Raw genomic sequence first — 20,678 nt, 5'->3', positions numbered from 1 at the left:
TGAAACATTTTTCTGATATGGAGTTGAATTAGTGTACAGCCCAACCAAAACAAGAGCAACGAAGAACTCAGAGCCGGCCGCTGTCGCCGAGCAGGCTAGTTCCGCGCAGCAGCCCGCAACCCAGGTAATTTACCCGTTCGAGGTTTCACACGAGCTACGCACGGCGACCGATTATCGCGCGCTGTCGTCAGACAAAAAGTTCATCCGGAAGCTGATCGGGGAAGTGTCGGCGCTAATAGCCCGAAACAATATCGAAGTATTCTCGTTCGATGTGTTTGATACTGCCCTAATGCGCAACAAGCATTCGGAGGCGAGACGTTTCTATACGGTTTCAGAAAATTTCGCGCGCAAAAACGAAGGTAAGTTCTCGGTTGAAGATGCACTGGTCGCGCGGGCCCTTGCTGCGCGCGCAGCATACACCTTTGCTACACCCGCACCTGACGGAACTTGCGAAGGCAGTCTCGCGCTTATCTCTTCGCTGACCTGCTCGCAGTTAGGTGTCCCTGCAATGTCAGGCGACTATGTGAAAACCGAGTTTGCGTTCGAAAAAGAGCATTTGACGGTCAACCCGATGATCGTTGAAATAATCCGCGCATTCCCTTCTGTGAAGTGCATATTCCTTTCAGACATGTACCTCGAATCTCCGCTAATCAAGCGGCTTTTGCAGAACGGGTACGGAAAAAGCATCAGCGTTCTTTCGTCTGCAGATGGTCGCGGGAGCAAGCGCTGTGGCGGGCTCTATGGCATTGCCGCGGACCAGCTGGGCCTCCCGGGTGAACGCATCCTCCACTTTGGCGACAGTTTAGAAAGCGACTACCGCCAAGCGAAACGCAACGGGTGGAATGCGTTTTATTTGCCGATCTCCGACACCGAGCGCGCTGAGCGCCTCAAATGCCACGAATCTCTAACAACAAGCCTCACCTACGATGGCGTTGCCCTGAGCGGTCTCCTGCGCTTTAACTGCTGAAATTATGGTTACTTCAAAAAAAATTAAAAAGGTCGTAGGGCCAAAAGACCCTCACCACACCAATGTTGCGGCCGCGTTTAATCGAGCCGAGTTCGAGGCGTTCGGGGCTCGTGTTTTGGCACCTATCATGTCGGAGTTCCTCGGCCGTTTGCACGCCACTGTCCTTGCTGCGTCCTATCAGGGAATACCCTCACTGTTCTGCCACCGTGCTGGGCTGCGTATCCTGCATCTTTACACATGCTGGCTGGCGGCACGCAATGAAACCTTGCCAGCGCATGTCGCCACGATTAAGACCTCACGTATCTCGGCACTAAAAGCCGGCTTCGCCCGTGCGCCTGAGCTTTCGATCACTGGTATCGGCATGCACCTGCCCGGACTAGATCTTCATGCGGTCGCATCCATCCTGCTCGATGGAAAACTGACTGAGAAAAAGGGCAGGCTCGCCCCCATGCCGCTACATGAATTCATGAAAACCGACCACGAGGTTGCGCTCCAGATCGGAACCCACCTTAAAGATCAGTCCACATTGATGGCCAGGTATCTAAAAGAACTATCTGGCGGCTCTAAGCGCATGCTACTCATCGACTCAGGTTGGGCTGGCACTTCCCAGCTCGTCCTGGAACACGCATTCCCGGAATATACATTCGAGGGCGTGTATTTTGGAACCATTGGCAGGGCGAACATTCTGGGACATACTCCCGGAAAAATGCACGGCTTGATGTTCAACAGCGAGGGCTTCCAGTACAACCGTGAAGCGCCGGAAACCGCCTTCGTGTTGCACCGGCATCTTATCGAGAGCCTGTTTGAACCAGGGCTCCCGTCCGTAACCCATATCACCAAACGCGATATCGCAGGTCCCCATACCCTTCCCGAGGCGGAACTGCTCGAGCGTCCATCGTGCGCATGGGACGAGATGTACAGCGTAGTGTTGAAAGCCGTCGTAGAAGCTGCCTCAACAGGCCCAGCGCTACGCGCGAAGCAATACGAACATGCTCTGGCGGCGATTACCGAAGTTCTAGTGTTCCCGACGCCGGATTCAGCCCTCATCGCATCCGGTAAATTCCGCTCTAACGATCTCGGCCGTGAGGGCGGCGTCGACCCGCTAATCGAGCCGATTCAGCGATTTGAAGGCGATTGCGTCGAATGCCGGATCAACGATGCGCTTTGGCCGGCAGGCCAGGCAGCGCTCGAACACAAAAATCCGGCGATGCGTCGGCTCGCCCAGGAAAAGCTCCTTATGAAATCTGCGACGGACGAAAAACCGGCAGACTACTTTGTGGCGTCAACGGATGCACAAAAGAGTGTTGTTCAGAAAGATGACGTGGCGATCATAACGCGCACCAAGAACAGGCCGACGCTGTTACGCCGTGCTGCGGAGAGTGTGGCTAGCCAGTCATACAAGGATCTTGAGTGGGTGATTGTCAACGATGGCGGCGAGTTGGATGACGTACTCTCTGTAGTGAGAAATAGCATGGCGGATCCGAGCAGGATAACGATCTGTCATAACCATCGCAGTCTTGGCATGGAAGGGGCCTCAAATGCAGGTATCGGGTGCTCAGCCAGCACGTGGTTGGTCATTCACGATGACGATGACTCGTGGCACACCGATTTCCTGAAGACAACAACCAATTTCCTCAAAGCCAATAGCGCCGTGTATAAAGGCGTTATTACCGGAACCGTCCTCGTGTCGGAAGAGATCATCGGCGACACGGTAATCGAGCACTCGCGCCATCCTTATCAGGAATGGGTTAAAACGGTCCACCTCGCCGAAATGGCGACGGGCAACTTCTTCGCACCGATCGCTTTTGTCTTTAGCCGCCATGTATATGAACGAGTTGGCGGATATGACCATAAACTTCCCGTCCTGGGCGACTGGGACTTCAACTTACGCTTCCTGCTAGAAGCCGACATCGGCGTTATAAGCGCACCGTTGGCATACTACCACCATCGGAATGTCGGTAGCGCTGGTGCGTACAGTAATTCGGTAGTAGGGGGAATCGAAAAGCATCTAATGTACAACTCGATTGTACGAAACAAGTACATCCGCGAGTCGGCCAGCAATCCCAAACTCTCGGCCCTTGCAAACTTGGTTAACAGCGGCTACCTGCAGCTCGATACGAGGGGGCGGCTCGACCATGTTCGATCGTTGGCTGAACAGGCAATATATTCCGGGAGCGCAACTCAGATCGCAAGGAATAACGCATATTCGTCCAATGACTTGGATGAACGTTGGGTAATGATGTGCGCGCTAGCCACGAAGCTCTCTGCCGCGACAAACGAGGAAGTGTGCGTCGAACAACTCTTTAGGAACTATCAAACGAACGGCTTAGCGTCGCTTGGGAAAATAGACTTGGTGACCCCGCCTGACTTCGACGACGCAGCCTATCTGGGTCGCTATCCTGATATCGCTCACAGTGTCGCAATGGGAAACTTTAAATCGGGTTATCTCCACTTTGTCCATCATGGGCAGCACGAAGGACGCTTGCGACCCAAGAAATAATCCACAAGGCGTGAATTTTCCGGTGGCACTAACATAGAGAAATAAGCTTCTGTCGATGGCATGATCTATTAGCGCCGTCCCGATCCGACAATTTGGATCTAATCAAATATTAACTTGTATAAATATGACGAATCATAAACGGCCTGTCGTTGGCGTGTTTGGCACCAACGGAACTTTAAGCCGCGCGCTCTCCCAGCCCCAAACATCGTTAAAACTGGCAGGAGACAACACCGGAAATTTAGTCTACCAGTATGCTGCCGACCTGAATATTACAGATCCCAAGCTTTACTTTTCCCAGGCCGAAAGCAATGATCTGGACGTAATAAAGGATTCGATCGACGTACTACATATTCCCGCAGCTAACCAGCTTAATCCCAATTTTGACCTCGCAGGATGGGCACATATTGTTAATTACATAGCCAAGCCGGTATTTATCGCTGGCCTAGGCCTCCAATGTGAGCTCTCTGAAGACGAAATAGTGCTGACTGAAGGAACAGTTCGATTCATCGATGCCCTGAAACGGCATGCCCCGCTCATCGGAGTGCGGGGCCGGGCAACGCAACGCCTCCTGGAACGTCACGGTGTGGAAAACGTTGTAGTCACTGGCTGCCCGTCCAACTTCATTAACCGCTCGATTGACGGATCGACCATATCGGCAGCATTGGCACGCGCAGCAGACTTAACGCATCCGAAAGTCGATTTCTATCCCGGCACTCTGTCAAATCATCGCTCTACGGAAGCAAAACTGCGCGATCTGGTAAGCGGCTTTGACTGTCGCTACGTTTTGCAGACGAATCCAAATCTCTTCAACTTTATCGACGGAGATCGCGATAACCAAAAAACACTCGACTACCTTGCGTGGGAACGGGCTGCGTTATCTCCATCGATGTCGCAGCAGGACTATAACGACTGCTATTCAAAAAACGGATCATACTACTTCTCAGCCGCAGCCTGGATAGACTCCGCTTCACGACGCGACCTTGGAATCGGGATGCGTATGCACGGCGTAGTCGCGACTATTCAAGGTGGCGGGGCTGGGGTTTGCGTTGTATCCGATGGCCGCATTCAGGAACTCGTCAATACGATGGCCTATCCTCACGTTTCCCTTGATGACGTCAATACAGCGACATCCCTTCGCGAGGTGCTCGATAAGGTGAAATTTAATGCAGCTCGTTATGATGCTCAGCGTTCTAGCTTGTTTGAGCTCTATCGTCGCGCCGCGATGGCGTGTGGTGTCGCTGTCAATGAACGGTGGTCGTGAGGGAAGATTTTGGCAGCCGCGTCTGGAGGTAGAGTCCGCATATCTGATCTTACTAATGGATAAGTCTCGAAATGAAAAACTCGATTAGCGTCAAGGTAAATAAGTGCGGCAACCGGATAACCTACGAATATGAAGTAACGGGAGAATGGTGCGAAGCCTTTAATATTGATGAAATCCAGGGGTGGTTTGCAACTGCTGGATGTGGCGTTCGCGATTTCTTCATCGAATACGATGAAAATATCGAAAGCGTCCCCGACTCAATCGCAGTTATCCCATTTCTTTGCAACGTGCTTCCGATCTCATGGGTATATGACGCTGAGATTATCGCATCCGAAGTGGATGAGGATTTCTATAACAGCATTACAGGTTTTAAACGTGGCTATATAGGAATGTATCCGGATGCTGACCTCAGAGGTTCATTAACACCCGGTCGCCTCATTACTAATCGACTGTCGCCAGTCTCCCAAGGCTCGTTATTATTTTTTTCTGGTGGGGTTGACGCAAACTTCACCTTGCTTTCGACCTTGGAAAAGCGACCTCTCTTAGTTACCCTTTGGGGGGCCGATATTTACTTTTCGAATATCAAGGAATGGGAAGTGGTCTCCGATCAGAACAGGGCTGTCGCGAGGACGCTCGGACTTCAGTACGCGCCCGTCAAAAGCAGCTTCCGGTTCTTTATCAACTATCGTGTACTGGACGAAAAATTCGCCCGCCCAAATCAGGCGTCTAGTTGGTGGCACGGTTTCCAACACGGGATTGGCCTGATAGGACACTCAGCACCGCTTGCATGGAAGCGCAGCTTGCGCGAAATATACATCGCGTCGAGCTACTCGATAAAAGACGACCAAAATACGAAGTGTGCGTCCTGGCCTACGATCGACCAATTTTTACGTTTCTCTGACTGCATGGTTTCGCATCACGACTTTCGCTATACTCGGCAAGCCAAGTTACGGGAAATCTGCAATATGTCGGAGTGTCTGAATGTTCCAGTCACCCTGCGCGTTTGCTGGCAACCCGGTCACGCCACCAATTGCGGCAAGTGCGAAAAATGCCTCCGGACCATGTTCGGTGTGCTCGCCGAGAGTCGAGATCCTCAACGTTTTGGGTTTAGTACCGAACCGAAGCTATTAGTAGAGATCGCAGAACTTCTCAAAGCCAAGAAAGTTCGGCCGACAAAATTTTGGACGGAAATCGTCGAGAAATTGTCGGAAACTCCTTTATCAACGGAGAGTCATGTACGTGCGCTTATTGAGTCACACTATGAAGCGAAAGAACTGGGGAAATTGATATGAGCCTGAACAGGCTGCCTGGACGGCAGCCTGTCACTTCCGATGATAACACGCGACGATCGCAATTCATACCTACCCGATCGAAGTTCAACGGTATCGCCTTATCGGCTACTGCGAATGCAATATCAACAGCGCTGTGAACTACTCAATAGCCAAGTCGAAAACTCATTCCCAACCTCGGGATGGCTTTGAGCAAGATCAACTGTCGCCTGGAGAAATCCCAGCTTGCTGCCACAATCGTACCTTTTTCCTTGATAGCGGTAAGCGAAGACCTTCTCGCGTCTTAGCAACATCGATATGCCATCAGTGAGTTGAATCTCGCCGCCAACTCCGCGGGTCTGCTTCGCTAATTCAGCGAAAATTCCCGGCGTGAGAATATACCGACCAGCGACAGCAAGTGTTGTGGGCGCCAGTCCCGGTTTCGGCTTTTCCACGATACCAGATACGTCAGTCATAGTGCTATCAATCTCCGCACCGGATACAATACCGTAGCGCTGCGTGTGCTCGGGCGGCACGTCCTGCACCGCTAGTATGCTGGTACGCCAGTCTTTATATCGTTCGACCATCTGTGTCATCACTGGAGGGGTCCCGACCATGAGGTCATCCGCTAGCAGTAACGCAAATGGCTCCTCTCCTACCAGGCCCTGTGCGCAAAGTACAGCGTGACCCAGTCCAAGTGCCCTAGACTGTCGAACATATACACAGCTCATATCCTCAGGCGCAATGGAGCGCGCTAATTCAAGCAGTTCGAGTTTACCAGCAGCCTCGAGTTCACTCTCCAGTTCGTAGGCCGTATCAAAGTGATCTTCCACACTCCTCTTTGTGCGACCGGTAACAAAAATCATTTGCCGAATTCCAGCGGTGTACGCCTCTTCCACGGCGTATTGAATCAGCGGCTTGTCAACAACGGCGAGCATTTCTTTTGGCGCCGCCTTCGTCGCAGGTAGAAATCTAGTGCCCAAGCCAGCGATCGGGAACACGGCTTTGCGAATCGGAGTATTGATCATTAAATTAATTTTTTGAATTGATAACTGTCGAAAGCAACTGACAAAAGGATCAGTTTGAACCTTTAGCAATTCGTCGATTCGGATCTATTTGAACGGAGTGTTGTTTCGCCTAATTTATTGCTTTACAAGCATTAAGCGGAGAATCGAATTAATGCAATTCTACAAGAATCAATCCCGTATATCCATATCTAAATTATAACGATCAGAACTTATTGTTTTACAAAGGTCTTTTTAAAATGGACAACATTTGCATCGTAAAATAAATTGACAATCTTCTCCAAAGCTTTTACCTAAGGATTACAGTAATCGTATAAGAAACTCGCAGAACCGTAGCTGGAGTGTTAAATCTGTAAAGGTATTCCGTTTCGAGTATCGAAAAATGAATTTACACCTGAAGCAACAATGTGACAAAACATTTTCAAGCCCATTTTTCTTTCGTTGAAGTCCTCCCGAAAGCACTTACCAATACCCAGGGCGCGATTTCGCAGCATGCCGCGCCGGAGACGTGGCTCAGCAAAGCTTCCTGCCCTACGACGGCAGGTGCGTCATCCCTACTTCTTGCCCGAGCCGTTCGTCTCAATGCGGGCTAATGCAGCGATGATCGTGCGGTCGTCCAGTATTTCTCGGCCAGGGTCCCCGCGACGTCGTTCCTCCCAGTCTAGGTTGGCATAGATGCGATTTCCTGCCTTATGTTGAGGGTGGTGTTCGCTAACCCAGCCTAAAGCAGCCAGGATGATGTGGTGCAGCTGGCGCAATATCGCCTGCTCGTCAACCAGAGCGTCCGCCAGATCGGCGGATCGATATGGACGATTTAGATGTGGCGTTCTGCGAACAAGTGTTGCTTTGGGATGGTCAGGTAACGTGATGAAGTGCTTAGCCCCACGGATTGAGCAGTGGCACGCCCATTTCAGCAAAATCGGCAGTATTGCGTGTTACGACGGTCATTCCATGTACCAAGGCGGTGGCGGCAATAAGTGCGTCACGGACCGGGCGGACATTCGGCACGTGCAGTCCAGCAGCACGTCGCGCAACGGCAACGTCTATAGACAATGTTCGGCTCGCGAACGTTGGCAACACGTGCTGCTCAAGCCAGTTTCGAAGGACGCCGCCCTGCACAGCATCACGGCGCTCGACGATCAGGGTGCCGATTTCGATTTCTTCGACCGTGATTACTGAAATGTAGAGGCTGCTGCTCGACACGCGATCGGCCCACCGTACCACGTTCGGATCCGCCTTTCCGGCTCGTACCTTCCGGATCTCAGAAACGACGTTGGTATCGAGAAGGTAGTTCATCCAAGGTCGGCGGGGACCGCCACGTCACCTGCGCGCCCGAGTGGGAGATCAACCTCTGCTGCCTCTGGCATTGCCAGTAGATCAGCTATCTGGTCGGTCCGGGTCAGCCGCCGATATTCGTCAATGGACAAAAGCACGTGTGCGGGACGGCCGCGGTCGGTGATAAAAACCGGTCCTTTGTCGGCCGCTTTTTTCGCCTCGCTCGTGTTCTGGTTAAACTCCCGGCTGCTCAGCGTAGTTGTTACACTCATTCGCCCCCCGTCGTAGCAACGTTCCTACACTGCTTTATTTTAGCAGAATGGGGCTTCCTCCCACCCGGGCTCACGCAAACAGTTCATGGCGCGCCGCCTGGCTGATCGCCACGGTCGCCGGATGGCTCAAGCGCCGCTCGGTCGTGATCGCATACACTTGTTCCACCAGGGCCTCGGCCCGCCCCACCTCGATCACCCCATACTGCCGGCATACTTGCTCCGCAATGACATCCGGCGCGAAGAACAGCCCGGCGCCCGACTGGCCGAAGGTTTTCATCATGGCGCTGTCGTCGAACTCGCCGACCACGCGCGGATGCAGCTCGTGGGTGCCCAGCCACTGCTGCAGCCGATGGTAAATCGCGAAATCCTCGCCCGGCAACAAAAGCGGAGCGCCGTCCAGACAGGCGGGAAATTCCCCTTTCAGGGTGGCCGCCAGCGCCGCCGTGGCAAACACCGTCATGCCGCTCTCTCCCAGCAGATGGTTGTAGCCGCGCACGCTCAGGTGTGCGGGAATAGGCCGGTCGGCAATGATCATGTCGAGCCGGTGCACCGCAAGGTCGGCCAGCAGGCTGTCCAGCCGGCCTTCGCGGCACACCAGGTACAGCGGCTCAGGCAAGCTGAGCGCGGGTTCGACCAGCCGGCATGCGATCAGCTTCGACACCGAATCGGCGAAGCCGAGCCGGAAACTGCTCGCCGCCCGCGACTGGTCACGCACCACTTCGAGCAAGGCGTCTTCGCGGCTGAAAATGTCGTCGGCATAGGCCAGGATGCGCCGCCCGCTGTCGCTCAGCTCCAGGTTGCGCCCGCTGCGACGGAACAATTCCACCCCCAGGGTCGCGGCAAACTCGCTCAGCTGGCCCGAGATGGTCTGGGGCGTCACGTGCAATTGCCGGGCGGCGCGCGCGATGCTGCCGCTCTTGGCAACGATCCAGAAATAGCGCAGGTGCTTGAAGTTGAGCGTTGCCATAGATTCGCAGTTTTTTTCGATGAATCGCTCAAGTATATTCGATTTGTACGAAGTATTGCCGCGCCGTTATGATGACCTGACATTGATTATTGAAGGAGATGACCATGGACGGGGCAGCGTCGATGAACGGATTAGACACCATTGCGACCGGCCCGATGTGGGCAGGCTTTATTTTCTTTGTGCTGGTCATGCTGGCACTCGACCTGTTCGTTTTTGGCGGCAACAAGGCCCACAAGGTCAAGGTGAAGGAAGCGGCGATCTGGTCCGCCGTCTGGGTCGGCCTGGCGATGCTGTTCAACGCCGGCCTGTGGTGGTACCTGAACGGCACGGCCGGGCCGGAAATCGCCGACCAGAAAGCGCTGGAGTTTTTCTCGGGCTACCTGATCGAGAAGGCGCTGTCGGTTGACAATGTATTCGTGTTCCTGCTGATCTTCACCGCCTTTCAGGTGCCCCAGCAGTACCAGCGCCGCGTGTTGCTCTACGGCGTGCTGGGCGCGATCGTCATGCGCGCCATCATGATCATGGCCGGCGCCTGGGTGGTCAGCGAATTTAGCTGGGTGCTGTATGTATTCGGCGCCTTCCTGCTCATTACCGGCATGCGCATGCTCGTCGCGGTGGACGCCAAGCCTGATGTGGAAAACAACCCTGTGCTGAAGATTGCCCGGCGTTACCTGCGGGTGGCCGAAGGCGATCACGGCGAGCGCTTTATCGTGGTCAAGAACGGCGTGCGCTACGTTACGCCGCTGTTCCTCGTGCTGTTGCTGATCGAAGCGACCGACCTGGTGTTCGCCGTCGATTCGATCCCGGCGATTTTCGCCATCACCCAAGACCCGTTCATCGTGTTCACGTCGAACCTGTTTGCCATTCTGGGCCTACGGGCCTTGTATTTCCTGCTGGTGGATGTGGCGGACCGCTTCCACCTGCTCAAGTACGGCCTGGCGATGGTATTGGTGTTCATCGGCGCCAAGATGTTGATCATGCCGTGGTACCACATGCCGGTGCAGGCCTCGCTGACAGTGGTGGCCGTGCTGATCGCGTCGAGCTGCATCGCCAGCGTGTGGGTGACCCGCAAGAAGAAATAAGCAGGAGGGCCCGCCTGGCGGGCCCTCAATTTTTTTCGTACAAGATGTTCTAGATTGGAGACGTATGCGCAGCTACCACCCAGACAGCCCCGACGCCGCGGGCCGTATCCTTGCCCTGACGATGATCGTCGACGGCAAGCTTGCAGTATCGGAAATCGCCGCCATGGACAGCAGCAAAATCCTCGACCATATCGACCTGGACCTGCCGGGCTTCCAGCGCATGTTGCAGGAGCTGTGCGACGACCTGCTGTCGTCGCGCCCAGCCGACGCCATCCAGCTGGACGACGCCCTGCTCGACCGGGTGCTGGCAGAGATCGCGCACCCGGATTTGCGGCGCCGTCTATTGCAAGCCATGTGGCACATTGCCGATGCGGACGATTGGCTGGCCGACGCCGAGGCGGTGTTGCTGACGCGGGCCAGCAACGCATGGTCGGCCGAGCGCAACTTCGCCGGCGCGACTGCACGATCAGCGTGAACGCTTCGCTTCCGCCTGTTTCACAGCCTGGTCGATGGCGCCGAAGATCGACTTCCCGGCAGCATCGAGCATCTCGATCTTGATCGTGTCGCCAAACAGCATGAATGGCGTGCTCGCCACGCCATCGGCGATCATCTCCAGGCAGCGCTTTTCGGCGATGCACGAATAGCCGCGGCTGGCATCCTTGTTCGACACCGTGCCGGAGCCGACAATGCTGCCGGCGCGCGCGTTGCGCGTCTTGCACAGGTGGGCGATCAATTGCGGGAAATTGAATACCATGTCGACACCGGCTTGCGGCTGGCCGACCAGCTTGCCGTTCCAGGTCGAACGCAGCGGCAAATGCACCTTGCCACCTTTCCACGCATCGCCCAGTTCGTCCGGGGTGACTGCCACCGGCGAAAAGCTCGACGCCGGTTTCGACTGCAGGAAGCCGAAACCTTTTGCCAGCTCCGGCGGAATCAGGTTGCGCAGCGAGACGTCGTTCACCAGCATCAGCAGCCTGATCTGCTGGTGCGCCTCGTCGGCGGTTGCACCCATCGGCACATCGCCCGTAATCACGGCCACTTCGGCCTCGAAGTCGATGCCCCACTCTTCGTGCGCCAGCACGATGTCGTCCATCGGCCCGATGAAGTCGTCGCTGCCGCCCTGGTACATCAGCGGATCTTCCCAGAACGATTCGGGCATCTCGGCATTGCGCGCCTTGCGCACCAGCTCGACGTGATTGACGTAGGCCGAACCATCCGCCCACTGGTAGGCGCGCGGCAGCGGCGCCATGCACCTGGCCGGGTCGAAGTCGAAGCTGCGGCGGCTGCGGCCACTGTTCAAGAGCGTCGACAGCTCGTTCAGCTGGGGCGCGATGAAGGCCCAGTCGTCGAGCGCCGCCTGCATGGTCGGGGCGATGCCGTCGGCAAGGTGGGCGGTTTTCAGGTCGCGCGAGACGACAGCAAGCTGGCCGTCGCGCGAACCATCGTTGATGGTGGCGAGTTTCATAGGGTCGGTAAAATTTAAGGGACGAGCAGGTCGAGCTGCGCTTGCTCCAGGAAGCACCATTCGCCTTCGGCCAGCCCGAGCGATTCGAGCGTCAGGCCGCCGATGGCCGAACGGTGCAGCGCGCTGCAGTGGTTGCCGGCGGCGGCGAGCATGCGCTTGACCTGGTGGTACTTGCCTTGTTCGAGAACGATTTCGAGCAGATTGTCGCCGCGCTGCACGCACGACAGCGCCGCCAGCGGCGCCGGTTCGTCATGCAGCTGCACGCCCGACAGCAGTTGGTCGACCAGCTCCGGCGTCACCGGATCGTGCGTGCTTGCCTGGTAGATTTTCGGGATGTGCCGCTTCGGCGACGACTGCGCATGGATAAACGGGCCGTCGTCGGACATCAACAGCATGCCGGTCGTGTCGTGGTCGAGGCGGCCTACCGGCTGCACGTCGCGCCAGGTGAACTGCTCGGGCAGCAGGGTCAGCACGCCAGGATGATGGCTCGGCTTGCGCGAACATTCGAAGTTGGCCGGCTTGTATAGCGCGATGTACACGTGCTGGCGGTATTTCCACTCTTCGCCGAACACCTCGAGCACGAGGCCGTCGGTCTCGACCGTGGTCTTGTAGCTGTCTTGGATGTCGCCGTTGATCGACACGTCGCCGTCTTCGATCAGGGCGCGGCAGTACTTGCGGGTGCCGAAGCCTTGCGATTGCAGGATGCGGTCCAGGGATAATTTGCTCATGGGCGAGACTTTAACAGAACGCCAGAGTGCTCGGAAGCGCGCCGTGGGCGGTGCTACGGGGAAAGTTCATTGTTTTTGAGAATTTGAGTCGGCGCAAGCGACACGTTTGAGGAAGATCAAGCGTGCCCGGTTTGGGGTTGTTACACTGAAACATCTTTAGGAATCGGCTGAATGATTCTGGTAAAAATACCTAGCTCGTCCTTAAGGCAAACGCTAAGCCGGCAACGTAAAAAGGGGAAACAGCATGAGCGTCAAACAAGATTCTGAGCCGGATTTCAGCACCTCCCGGGACCTTGCCAATGCAAGCTGCGCTGTCGAGCCCTGCGTGGACGAGCAATCCGCGCTCTGCCGTGCCGCCCACATTGCCGCCAAATTCGTCATCGAACGCTGGCAGGACGGCAGCCGCCGGCACTGCGCCAACCTGAGCTTGCCCCACAGCCAGTCGGTCCGGGCCCGCTGGTATGCCAAAACCCATCAAGGGCTGCAAGACTGGATCGCGCGCGGCGGCTTTTCGCAGCCAGTCGACGCCCACGATGCCGCGTCCCTGAAAGGCGCGGGGGCGACACGCCCGATCTTGTACCGCGTCAGTGACGAGAAAGAGCGCTGCGCGCGCACCTGCGTGGGCTGAGGACCAATCGTCTTGTTGAGAATGCCGAAAAAATGAAAACGACGGCATTGCGCCGCCGTTTCCAAGTCCCTTCACAGGACGCACTACGAGGAATTAGAATTCTCTCAGTACCGCATTACAGAATGCAGCGGTAGTTCGCTTCAATCGAAATGATGCCAACACGGTGATTTGGTAATAGCGTCCCCCTTAGAATGAACTACAGGTCTAAATATAGAACACCTGCCTGAACATTCAAGGAAAATATTTGTCGGAAAATTAGCGCAACTGCGGAAGATTTCCCGGGCCCATAGCCTTGACCGCACCTTCCCCCACCGCGGCACCGAATTTCTTCAGCACCCGCTCAGGCAATCCCTCGTGGGCGGTGTAGTCCACAATATCCTCGACCTTGACGATGTCGCGCGCCACACTGTCCACCGTGCCGAAGCCGTCGGCCAGGCCCATCTCGACGGCTTTCGCGCCGCTCCAGTAGAGGCCGGAGAAGGTGTCCGGCGTTTCCTTCAGGCGCTTGCCGCGGCCGGCGCGCACCACGCTGATGAATTGCTGGTGGATTTCATTGAGCATCGCCTGGGCGTGCGCCTTGTGTTTTTCCGATTGCGGGCTGAATGGATCGAGGAAGCCCTTGTTCTCGCCAGCCGTCATCAGGCGCCGCTCGACGCCCAGCTTTTCCATCGTGCCGGTAAAGCCAAAACCGTCCATCAGTACGCCAACCGAGCCCACAATGCTGGCTTTGTTCACGAAAATGCGGTCCGCCGCCGCGGCGATGTAGTAGCCGCCCGAAGCGCACATTTCATCCACCACCACATACAGCTGCTTGGTCGGATAACCGCGGCGCAGGCGCTTGATTTCATCCACGATGATGCCGGCCTGGACCGGGCTGCCGCCCGGGCTGTTGATGCGCAAGACCACCGCGACCGAGCCATTGTCGGAAAACGCCTTGTTCAGCGAAGGCACCACGTTGTCGGCGGCGCCGCTGCCTTCTTCTTCGATGTTGCCCTCAATTTCGATCAACGCTGTGTGGCGGCCCAGCGCCTCGGCGTCGTCGCCAGGGAAATTCAGGTCAAAAAAGATCCACAGCCCGACCACCGCAATGCCGATCATCAGCAAGCGGAAGAAGATATGCCAGCGCCGCGCCGCGCGCTGTTCCTTCAATGTGGCGAACATCAGCTTTTCCAGCGTCTCGCGCTCCCAGTTGGAGCTGATCTCGCGCGGCGTCCTGCGGCTGTCGGGTTGGTGGCTAGTGGTCTCGTTCATACTCGCTTATGGTTCGCACTTCACGTCGCTTGCGGCGGCCGGATGAATTCATCCGGCTGCCAGTAAATCTTGTCGTCCAGCTCACGCACGGCGATCGGGCGCAGCCGACCTCCCTTGCACGGGCCGCCGGCGCACAGCCCGCTGTCGGGAACATAGATCGCCCCGTGGGTCGCGCACATCAGGTACAGGCCGCTCGATTCGAAAAACTCGCCTTCCGCCCAATCCAGCTCGATAGGAACATGGGCGCAGCGGTTCAGGTAGGCATGGGGCTTGCCGTCGTAGCGCACCACAAACCCGGTGGCGGGGTCGCCAAACGCCAGCACGGGAAAACGCACGCCCTTGCCGCCTTCGGCCACGGCGTCCGACGCGCAGATGAATACCTCGTTCGAAGCGCCCCCCATCAGGCGTTCTCTGCCAGCCACTGGTGCAATTCGCCGACCGTGCTCGCCGAATACAGCGGCGAGCAGGCGTGCAGCTGGTCGACCGGATGGGCGCCATACTGTACCGCAATCCCGGCAGCGCCAGCGTTATTGGCCATAAGCAAGTCGTGCGTGGTGTCGCCGATCATAACGGTGCGGCGCAGGTCCTGGCCCAATTCCCTTGTCAATTCCTGCAACATTGCAGGATGCGGCTTGGAAAATGTCTCGTCGGCGCAACGGGTTGCGTCGAACAAGGACAGCAGGCCCACGGCGTTCAGGGCGCGGTTCAGCCCTACCCGGCTCTTTCCGGTGGCCACGGCGAGGAAGTAGGCCTGCTGCGACAGCTCGGTCAGCATTTCGCGAACGCCGTCGAACAGCACCAGATCATGGTCTTTTGACAGGAAATGGTAGCGATATCGCTCCACCATGCGCGGATACCAGGCGGGGTCGATGCCAGGCATGACGGCCTGCATCGCCTCGAACAGGCCGAGGCCGATCACGTGCGACGCCGCTTCGTCGTTGGGCACCGGCAAGCCGAGGTCTTTTGCCGCTGCCTGGATACATTTGACGATGGTGGCGGTGCTGTCCATCAGCGTGCCGTCCCAATCGAAGACGATCAGATCAAATTGCTTTCTTGCCATGTTCTCCAGCCACTGATGGCGGCCGGCTCCTGTCCAGGTATTTGGTCGGTGGACCGGGTGGGTCCACCAATGAGGTTGATTTAGCGCTTCGCGGTGGTCTGCGGTTTTCCCAAGCTTACCAAGAAACGCTCACATTCCGCCGGTAAAGGTGCATTGACCGTCATCGGCTTGCCGGTTTCCGGATGCGTAAAGGTGATCTGGTGCGCATGAAGGAACATCCGCTTGAGCGCGCCGCGGGTGTCGTCGGCCTTGAGCAAGGCGCGGTTGAGGGCGAAATCGCCGTATTTATCATCGCCAAGGATGGGAAAGCCAGACGATGCGAGGTGAACGCGAATCTGGTGGGTACGCCCGGTTTTCAGTTCGGCTTCCAGCAAGGCAAACTTGTTCCACTTGCGAAGCAGGCCGAACACCGTATGCGACTCCATGCCGCCCGCCTGCACGCAGACGCGGCGCTCGCCTTCCGCTGTGGTGTATTTATGCAGCGGCAGCTTGATATGCTGGCGCGCATTCTGCCAGTCGCCCGCCACCATGGTCAGGTAGCGCTTGTCGGTGAGACCGTCGCGCATCTGCTCATGCAGGTTGGTCAGCGCTGACCTTTTCTTGGCCAACAGCAGCAGGCCCGAAGTTTCGCGGTCCAGGCGGTGTACCAGTTCAAGGAACTTGGCGTCCGGACGGGCCGCGCGCAGCTGTTCGATGACGCCGTAGGACACGCCCGAGCCGCCGTGCACGGCCACGCCGCACGGCTTATCGATGATTAAAAGGTGGGCATCCTCATGCAGGATCGCGAATTCGGCGCCCGGCACGGCGGCCTGGCTTGATTTCTCGGCGATGCGCACTGGCGGAATACGGACCACGTCGCCGCTTTCGAGGCGGTACATCTGGTCGATGCGGCCCTTATTGACACGTACTTCGCCTGAGCGCAGGATGCGGTAGACGTGGCTCTTTGGCACGCCCTTGCAGATGCGCAGCAGGTAGTTGTCAATACGCTGGCCAGCTTCTTCTTCGGTGATGGTGACGAACTGCGCTTGCGGTTGGAGTGCTGCCGGCTGTGATGAAGGGGGAACAACATCGTTTTGCATCTTCATTTGCTCTGTCTTCCCAGAAATTCTCTCTAAGTCCTTCATTTTGAATATATAATCGACAGGCGGCGGTCAAACCTCTGCTGGTGTAAGAATTAAAACGATATTTTACACAGGGGCGTCTCCATCGGCCTCGCCAAATTGCAAATTCGATGGAAAAAAATGTGTACGCACATTCCTGCGCGAATCAGGGTTGCACCGTAGTTGTAATCGGATACCGCGCATGGGTGCTGAATTGGATTGCTAGGAATTTTAAGGATAAGTACCGGCAAGCCGGCCTGTAGGCGGGCTCGCCGGATGATGGCGTCGATAACGCTTGTCGTTTTCGCCCGACCGGATTTTCGCCTCGTACCTGAGGCTTGTGAGGTAAAGGCCGTTTGCGTGCCTGGGTATCCAAGCCTTTGTATGTTCGCCAAACCGCGGTCTGGCCATTGATTTGCTCACCGCCTGGCTTGTAGCCGTGCCCCAGTTTGACCGGGCTGCATTCGGCAAGTTGCAGGTGATGCGTGCACTCGGCATGTCGATCGACCCCACAGCGCCTGTTACGGCCATGACGCGCAGCGTCAGCGCGCCGTACGCTTAGGCATACCCACCTCCGGCATCTCCACTTCTAGCGTACATCCCGTGTACTTATTGCCGCTTTAAAAAGCGGCACTGGATCGGCCCCCGGGCCGCGGAGTTAATAAAAAATGAAACGTATGTTGTTTAACGCTACGCAGCAAGAAGAGCTGCGCGTAGCGATTGTCGACGGTCAGAAACTGATCGATATCGATATCGAAACGGCGGGTCGCGAACAGCGCAAGTCGAATATCTACAAAGGCGTCATCACCCGCATCGAGCCATCGCTCGAAGCCTGCTTCGTCAGCTACGGCGAAGACCGCCACGGCTTCCTGCCATTCAAGGAAGTGGCGCGTTCCTACTTCCGCGACGGCGTCGACGTGCGCAATGCATCGATCAAGGATGCGCTGCGCGAAGGCCAGGAAATCATGGTCCAGGTCGAAAAAGAAGAACGCGGCAACAAGGGCGCCGCCCTGACCTCGTTCATCTCGCTGGCCGGCCGCTACCTCGTGCTGATGCCGAACAACCCGCGCGGCGGCGGCGTATCGCGCCGTGTCGAAGGCGAAGAGCGCCAGGAACTGCGCGAAACGATGGACAAGCTCGACTTGCCGCAGGGTATGTCGGTGATCGCCCGCACCGCAGGCATCGGCCGCAACGTCGAAGAACTGCAGTGGGACCTGAACTACCTGATGCAACTGTGGCGCGCGATCGAAGGCGCCGGCAAGCAAGGCAACGGCGCTTTCCTGATCTACCAGGAATCCTCGCTGGTCATCCGCGCGATCCGCGACTACTTTCAGCCGGACATCGGCGAGATCCTGATCGACACCGACGACATCTACGAGCAGGCGCACCAGTTCATGAGCCACGTGATGCCCGACATGGTGCACCGCGTAAAGCGCTACAGCGACGACGTACCGCTGTTCTCACGCTTCCAGATCGAACACCAGATTGAAACCGCGTACTCGCGCACCGTGCCGCTGCCATCGGGCGGCGCCATCGTGATCGACCACACCGAAGCGCTGGTGTCCGTCGACGTCAACTCGGCGCGCGCCACCCGCGGCTCGGACATCGAGACCACCGCCTTCAACACCAACTGCGAAGCGGCCGAGGAAGTTGCCCGCCAGCTGCGCCTGCGCGACCTGGGCGGCCTGATCGTCATCGACTTCATCGACATGGAAGTGGCGAAGAACCAGCGCGAGGTGGAAACCCGCCTGAAAGATGCGCTGCACCACGACCGCGCCCGCGTCCAGATGGGCAAGATCTCGCGCTTCGGCCTGATGGAACTGTCGCGCCAGCGCCTGCGTCCGTCGCTGTCCGAAGGCAGCCACGTGACCTGCCCGCGCTGCTCCGGCACCGGCCACATCCGTGACACCGAATCGTCGGCCCTGCAAGTTTTGCGCATCATCCAGGAAGAGGCGATGAAGGAAAACTCGGCCACCATCCACGTGCAAGTGCCAGTGGACGTTGCCGCTTTCCTGCTCAACGAAAAGCGCGGCGAAGTGCTGAAGATCGAGAACCGTCACCGCATCAGCGTGATCCTGATCCCGAACAAGCACCTCGACACCCCGCACTACAAGCTCGAGCGCATCAAGCACGACGACCCGCGCCTCGAAGACACCCAGGCCAGCTACAACCTGGCTGAGCAGGCTGAGACCGACATGGCCTACAGCAAGCGCCAGAAGGAAGACGTCAAGCCGCGCCAGGAAGCCGTCGTCAAGACGATTACCCCGGCCCAGCCTGCGCCGATGGTGGACCGCTCGACCGTTGAAGTACCGAAGGTTGCCGCGCCAGTGCTGACCGCACCGGCCGAACTGGGCTTCTTCGCCAAGGTGAAAGCCTTCTTCTTCGGCCCTGAAGAAACCGTTGTTGCAGCCCCGGCGGCACCTGCCACCCCAAGCAAGCCGGCGGCAGCCGACCGGGGCGAGCGCAATGTGCGTGGCCCGCGTGGCCGCGGCCGTGGCGGCAAGCAAGGCGGCCGTGAGCGCGAAGAGCGCGAGCCGAAGGCCGGCCAGGACGAAACCGTCAAGGCAGCGGAAGCCGAGACCAAGCCAGCGCGTCCACCGCGCCAGCCGCGTCCGCCGCGTGAACCACGCGAACAGGCCGAGGTAACGGCGGCAGGGCCACGCGCTGAACGTGGCGAGCGTCCAGAACGCGGCGAACGCGCTGAGCGTCCTGAACGTGCTGAACGTCCAGCCCGCCAGCCGCGCGAGCGCGCCGAGCGTACCCCGGCCATCGAAAGCCGCACCGACGAGCTGGCAGTAGCGCCTGTCGTGGCAGCTGCGGCAGCGGCCATCAACGTTGGCGTGACCGGCGAGCAGGAAGCACTGGCGCCGGTACCGAAGACCGTGATGACCATTGGCCCGAACGGCGAAGAAATCGAAGTCGAAGCAGGTGGCGACGAGCCGCGCCGCCGCCGCCGCCGTGGCGGCCGCAACCGCAATCGCCGTGACCGCGACCAGGTTGAAGGCATGGAAGGCCAGGAAGGCGAAGTCGAAGGCGAACAAGCCCAGGAAGCAACATTCAATGTTGCCCCTGAAGCGAGCGTCGTAGCGGCAGTGCCGGTTGAAGCAGCCCCGGTCGTCGAAGCGGCGCCAGTCGTCGAAGCGGCGCCAGTGGCTGAAGAAAAAGCGCCAGTGGCCGAAGCGCCAGTCGCAGCGACCTCGGTCGTGGCGGCAGACGTCGCGGAATCCGGCGCAGCGCCGGTACCGTCGGCTGAGTACGTCGCTTCCGAAGCAATGGCTGAAGCAGCGGCTGCGGCTGAAACCGCCCCGGTTGAAGCAGCGCCGGTCGTGACCGAAGCTGCAGCGCCGGCAGCAGCTGAGCCTGTCGAGGCGGCGCCTGCGCCAGCCGCGGCAGAGCCAGCGCCAGCCTACGCTGAACCGACCATCTTCACCCCTGACCCGGTATCGGAACTGGTTGCCGAGCCTGTAGCAGCCGAGCCAGCAAAGGTCGACGCAGCGCCTGCACCTGCTCCGGCCGCTGCTGTTGCCCCGGCCGCCGCCGTTGCCCCGGCGCCGATCGCCGACATCAATGAACTGCTCGGTTCGGCAGGCCTGGTGATGGCATCGACCGACCCGGCAAAACTGCGCGCAGCGCAGGAAGCAGCAGCCCAGGTTGCACCGCCGGTACGCAAGCCGCGCGAGCGCAAGCCACTGCCGCCGCAAGCTGACGAGCCGCTGATCCAGGTCGACACCCGTCAATAACCTGATGGGTGGTTGATACGGTAAAAAGGGAAGCCTCGCGCTTCCCTTTTTCATTGATGACAAAATCTATGCTGTCCTACAAACCTAGA

Annotated in this window: 18 protein-coding genes; 8 read left to right on the top strand and 10 right to left on the bottom strand. The window is 57.7% G+C overall.

All coding sequences use genetic code 11. The features are described 5' to 3' along the window. Nucleotides 1-31: 31 nt before the first annotated feature. The 4 genes from LMJ30_RS10005 to LMJ30_RS09990 all read left to right on the top strand — a co-directional run bounded on the left by LMJ30_RS10005 (nt 32) and on the right by LMJ30_RS09990 (nt 6,020). Nucleotides 32-967 (top strand): hypothetical protein, encoded by a 936-nt coding sequence (locus LMJ30_RS10005; protein ID WP_229432202.1) that lies wholly within the window; start codon nt 32-34, stop codon nt 965-967. 4 nt (nt 968-971) lie between these two features. Beyond that, the gene (locus LMJ30_RS10000; RefSeq protein WP_229432201.1) at nt 972-3,467 is read left to right on the top strand and encodes a glycosyltransferase family 2 protein; all 2,496 of its coding nucleotides are present in this window, start codon (nt 972-974) and stop codon (nt 3,465-3,467) included. Between the two features lie 124 nt (nt 3,468-3,591). After that, nucleotides 3,592-4,728 (top strand): polysaccharide pyruvyl transferase family protein, encoded by a 1,137-nt coding sequence (locus LMJ30_RS09995; RefSeq protein WP_229432200.1) that lies wholly within the window; start codon nt 3,592-3,594, stop codon nt 4,726-4,728. Nucleotides 4,729-4,799: 71 nt separating this feature from the next. Beyond that, the gene (locus LMJ30_RS09990; protein WP_229432199.1) at nt 4,800-6,020 is read left to right on the top strand and encodes a hypothetical protein; all 1,221 of its coding nucleotides are present in this window, start codon (nt 4,800-4,802) and stop codon (nt 6,018-6,020) included. 122 nt (nt 6,021-6,142) lie between these two features. Here LMJ30_RS09990 and galU read toward each other — a convergent pair whose 3' ends face one another. The 4 genes from galU to nhaR form a co-directional block, all read right to left on the bottom strand. Continuing rightward, the gene (gene galU, locus LMJ30_RS09985; RefSeq protein ID WP_229432994.1) at nt 6,143-7,024 is read right to left on the bottom strand and encodes a UTP--glucose-1-phosphate uridylyltransferase GalU; all 882 of its coding nucleotides are present in this window, start codon (nt 7,022-7,024) and stop codon (nt 6,143-6,145) included. Nucleotides 7,025-7,897: 873 nt separating this feature from the next. Next, a complete protein-coding gene (locus LMJ30_RS09980; protein ID WP_229432198.1) occupies nt 7,898-8,317 on the bottom strand; it encodes a type II toxin-antitoxin system VapC family toxin in 420 nt (139 codons plus the stop codon). Continuing rightward, nucleotides 8,314-8,568, bottom strand: coding sequence for a type II toxin-antitoxin system Phd/YefM family antitoxin (locus tag LMJ30_RS09975; RefSeq protein ID WP_229432197.1), 255 nt, complete (start codon nt 8,566-8,568; stop codon nt 8,314-8,316). The genes LMJ30_RS09980 and LMJ30_RS09975 overlap by 4 nt, the downstream gene beginning before the upstream one ends. 70 nt (nt 8,569-8,638) lie before the next feature. Further along, complete coding sequence (gene nhaR, locus LMJ30_RS09970) at nt 8,639-9,535, bottom strand: transcriptional activator NhaR (RefSeq protein WP_229432196.1); 897 nt, start codon at nt 9,533-9,535, stop codon at nt 8,639-8,641. Between the two features lie 122 nt (nt 9,536-9,657). On the opposite strand from nhaR, the gene LMJ30_RS09965 reads away from it, so the two are divergent. Both LMJ30_RS09965 and LMJ30_RS09960 read left to right on the top strand, forming a co-directional pair. Beyond that, nucleotides 9,658-10,617, top strand: coding sequence for a TerC family protein (locus tag LMJ30_RS09965; protein WP_229432993.1), 960 nt, complete (start codon nt 9,658-9,660; stop codon nt 10,615-10,617). Nucleotides 10,618-10,681: 64 nt separating this feature from the next. Next, nucleotides 10,682-11,092, top strand: coding sequence for a TerB family tellurite resistance protein (locus LMJ30_RS09960; protein ID WP_229432195.1), 411 nt, complete (start codon nt 10,682-10,684; stop codon nt 11,090-11,092). On the opposite strand, the gene LMJ30_RS09955 is transcribed toward LMJ30_RS09960, so the two are convergent. Beyond that, nucleotides 11,084-12,082: a fumarylacetoacetate hydrolase family protein gene (locus LMJ30_RS09955; RefSeq protein WP_229432194.1), complete on the bottom strand. Its 999-nt coding sequence runs from the start codon at nt 12,080-12,082 to the stop codon at nt 11,084-11,086. The two genes, LMJ30_RS09960 and LMJ30_RS09955, sit on opposite strands and share 9 nt — an antisense overlap. Nucleotides 12,083-12,096: 14 nt before the next feature. Beyond that, complete coding sequence (locus LMJ30_RS09950; RefSeq protein ID WP_229432193.1) at nt 12,097-12,810, bottom strand: pseudouridine synthase; 714 nt, start codon at nt 12,808-12,810, stop codon at nt 12,097-12,099. A gap of 244 nt (nt 12,811-13,054) precedes the next feature. Between LMJ30_RS09950 and LMJ30_RS09945 the strand changes: the two genes are divergently transcribed. Next, nucleotides 13,055-13,438 carry a hypothetical protein gene (locus LMJ30_RS09945; RefSeq protein ID WP_229432192.1) on the top strand — a complete coding sequence of 128 codons (384 nt, stop codon included), beginning with the start codon at nt 13,055-13,057 and terminating at the stop codon, nt 13,436-13,438. 255 nt (nt 13,439-13,693) lie between these two features. Here LMJ30_RS09945 and LMJ30_RS09940 read toward each other — a convergent pair whose 3' ends face one another. The 4 genes from LMJ30_RS09940 to LMJ30_RS09925 form a co-directional block, all read right to left on the bottom strand. Continuing rightward, a complete protein-coding gene (locus LMJ30_RS09940; RefSeq protein ID WP_229432191.1) occupies nt 13,694-14,689 on the bottom strand; it encodes a S49 family peptidase in 996 nt (331 codons plus the stop codon). Between the two features lie 20 nt (nt 14,690-14,709). Then, a complete protein-coding gene (locus tag LMJ30_RS09935) occupies nt 14,710-15,090 on the bottom strand; it encodes a Rieske (2Fe-2S) protein (RefSeq protein ID WP_229432190.1) in 381 nt (126 codons plus the stop codon). Then, complete coding sequence (locus tag LMJ30_RS09930) at nt 15,090-15,749, bottom strand: HAD-IA family hydrolase (RefSeq protein ID WP_229432189.1); 660 nt, start codon at nt 15,747-15,749, stop codon at nt 15,090-15,092. Before LMJ30_RS09930 ends, LMJ30_RS09935 begins: the two co-directional genes overlap by 1 nt. Nucleotides 15,750-15,829: 80 nt before the next feature. Continuing rightward, the gene (locus LMJ30_RS09925) at nt 15,830-16,834 is read right to left on the bottom strand and encodes an RluA family pseudouridine synthase (RefSeq protein ID WP_229432188.1); all 1,005 of its coding nucleotides are present in this window, start codon (nt 16,832-16,834) and stop codon (nt 15,830-15,832) included. A 683-nt stretch (nt 16,835-17,517) separates the two neighbouring features. Between LMJ30_RS09925 and LMJ30_RS09920 the strand changes: the two genes are divergently transcribed. Then, complete coding sequence (locus LMJ30_RS09920) at nt 17,518-20,589, top strand: Rne/Rng family ribonuclease (protein WP_229432187.1); 3,072 nt, start codon at nt 17,518-17,520, stop codon at nt 20,587-20,589. The last annotated feature ends 89 nt before the right edge of the window (nt 20,590-20,678 follow it).

The sequence above is a fragment of the Massilia agrisoli genome, assembly GCF_020831365.1.
GTDB lineage: Bacteria > Pseudomonadota > Gammaproteobacteria > Burkholderiales > Burkholderiaceae_D > Telluria_A > Telluria_A agrisoli.
Note: the sequence above shows the minus strand (reverse complement) of the source record. Positions and strands in the feature narration are given on the sequence as shown.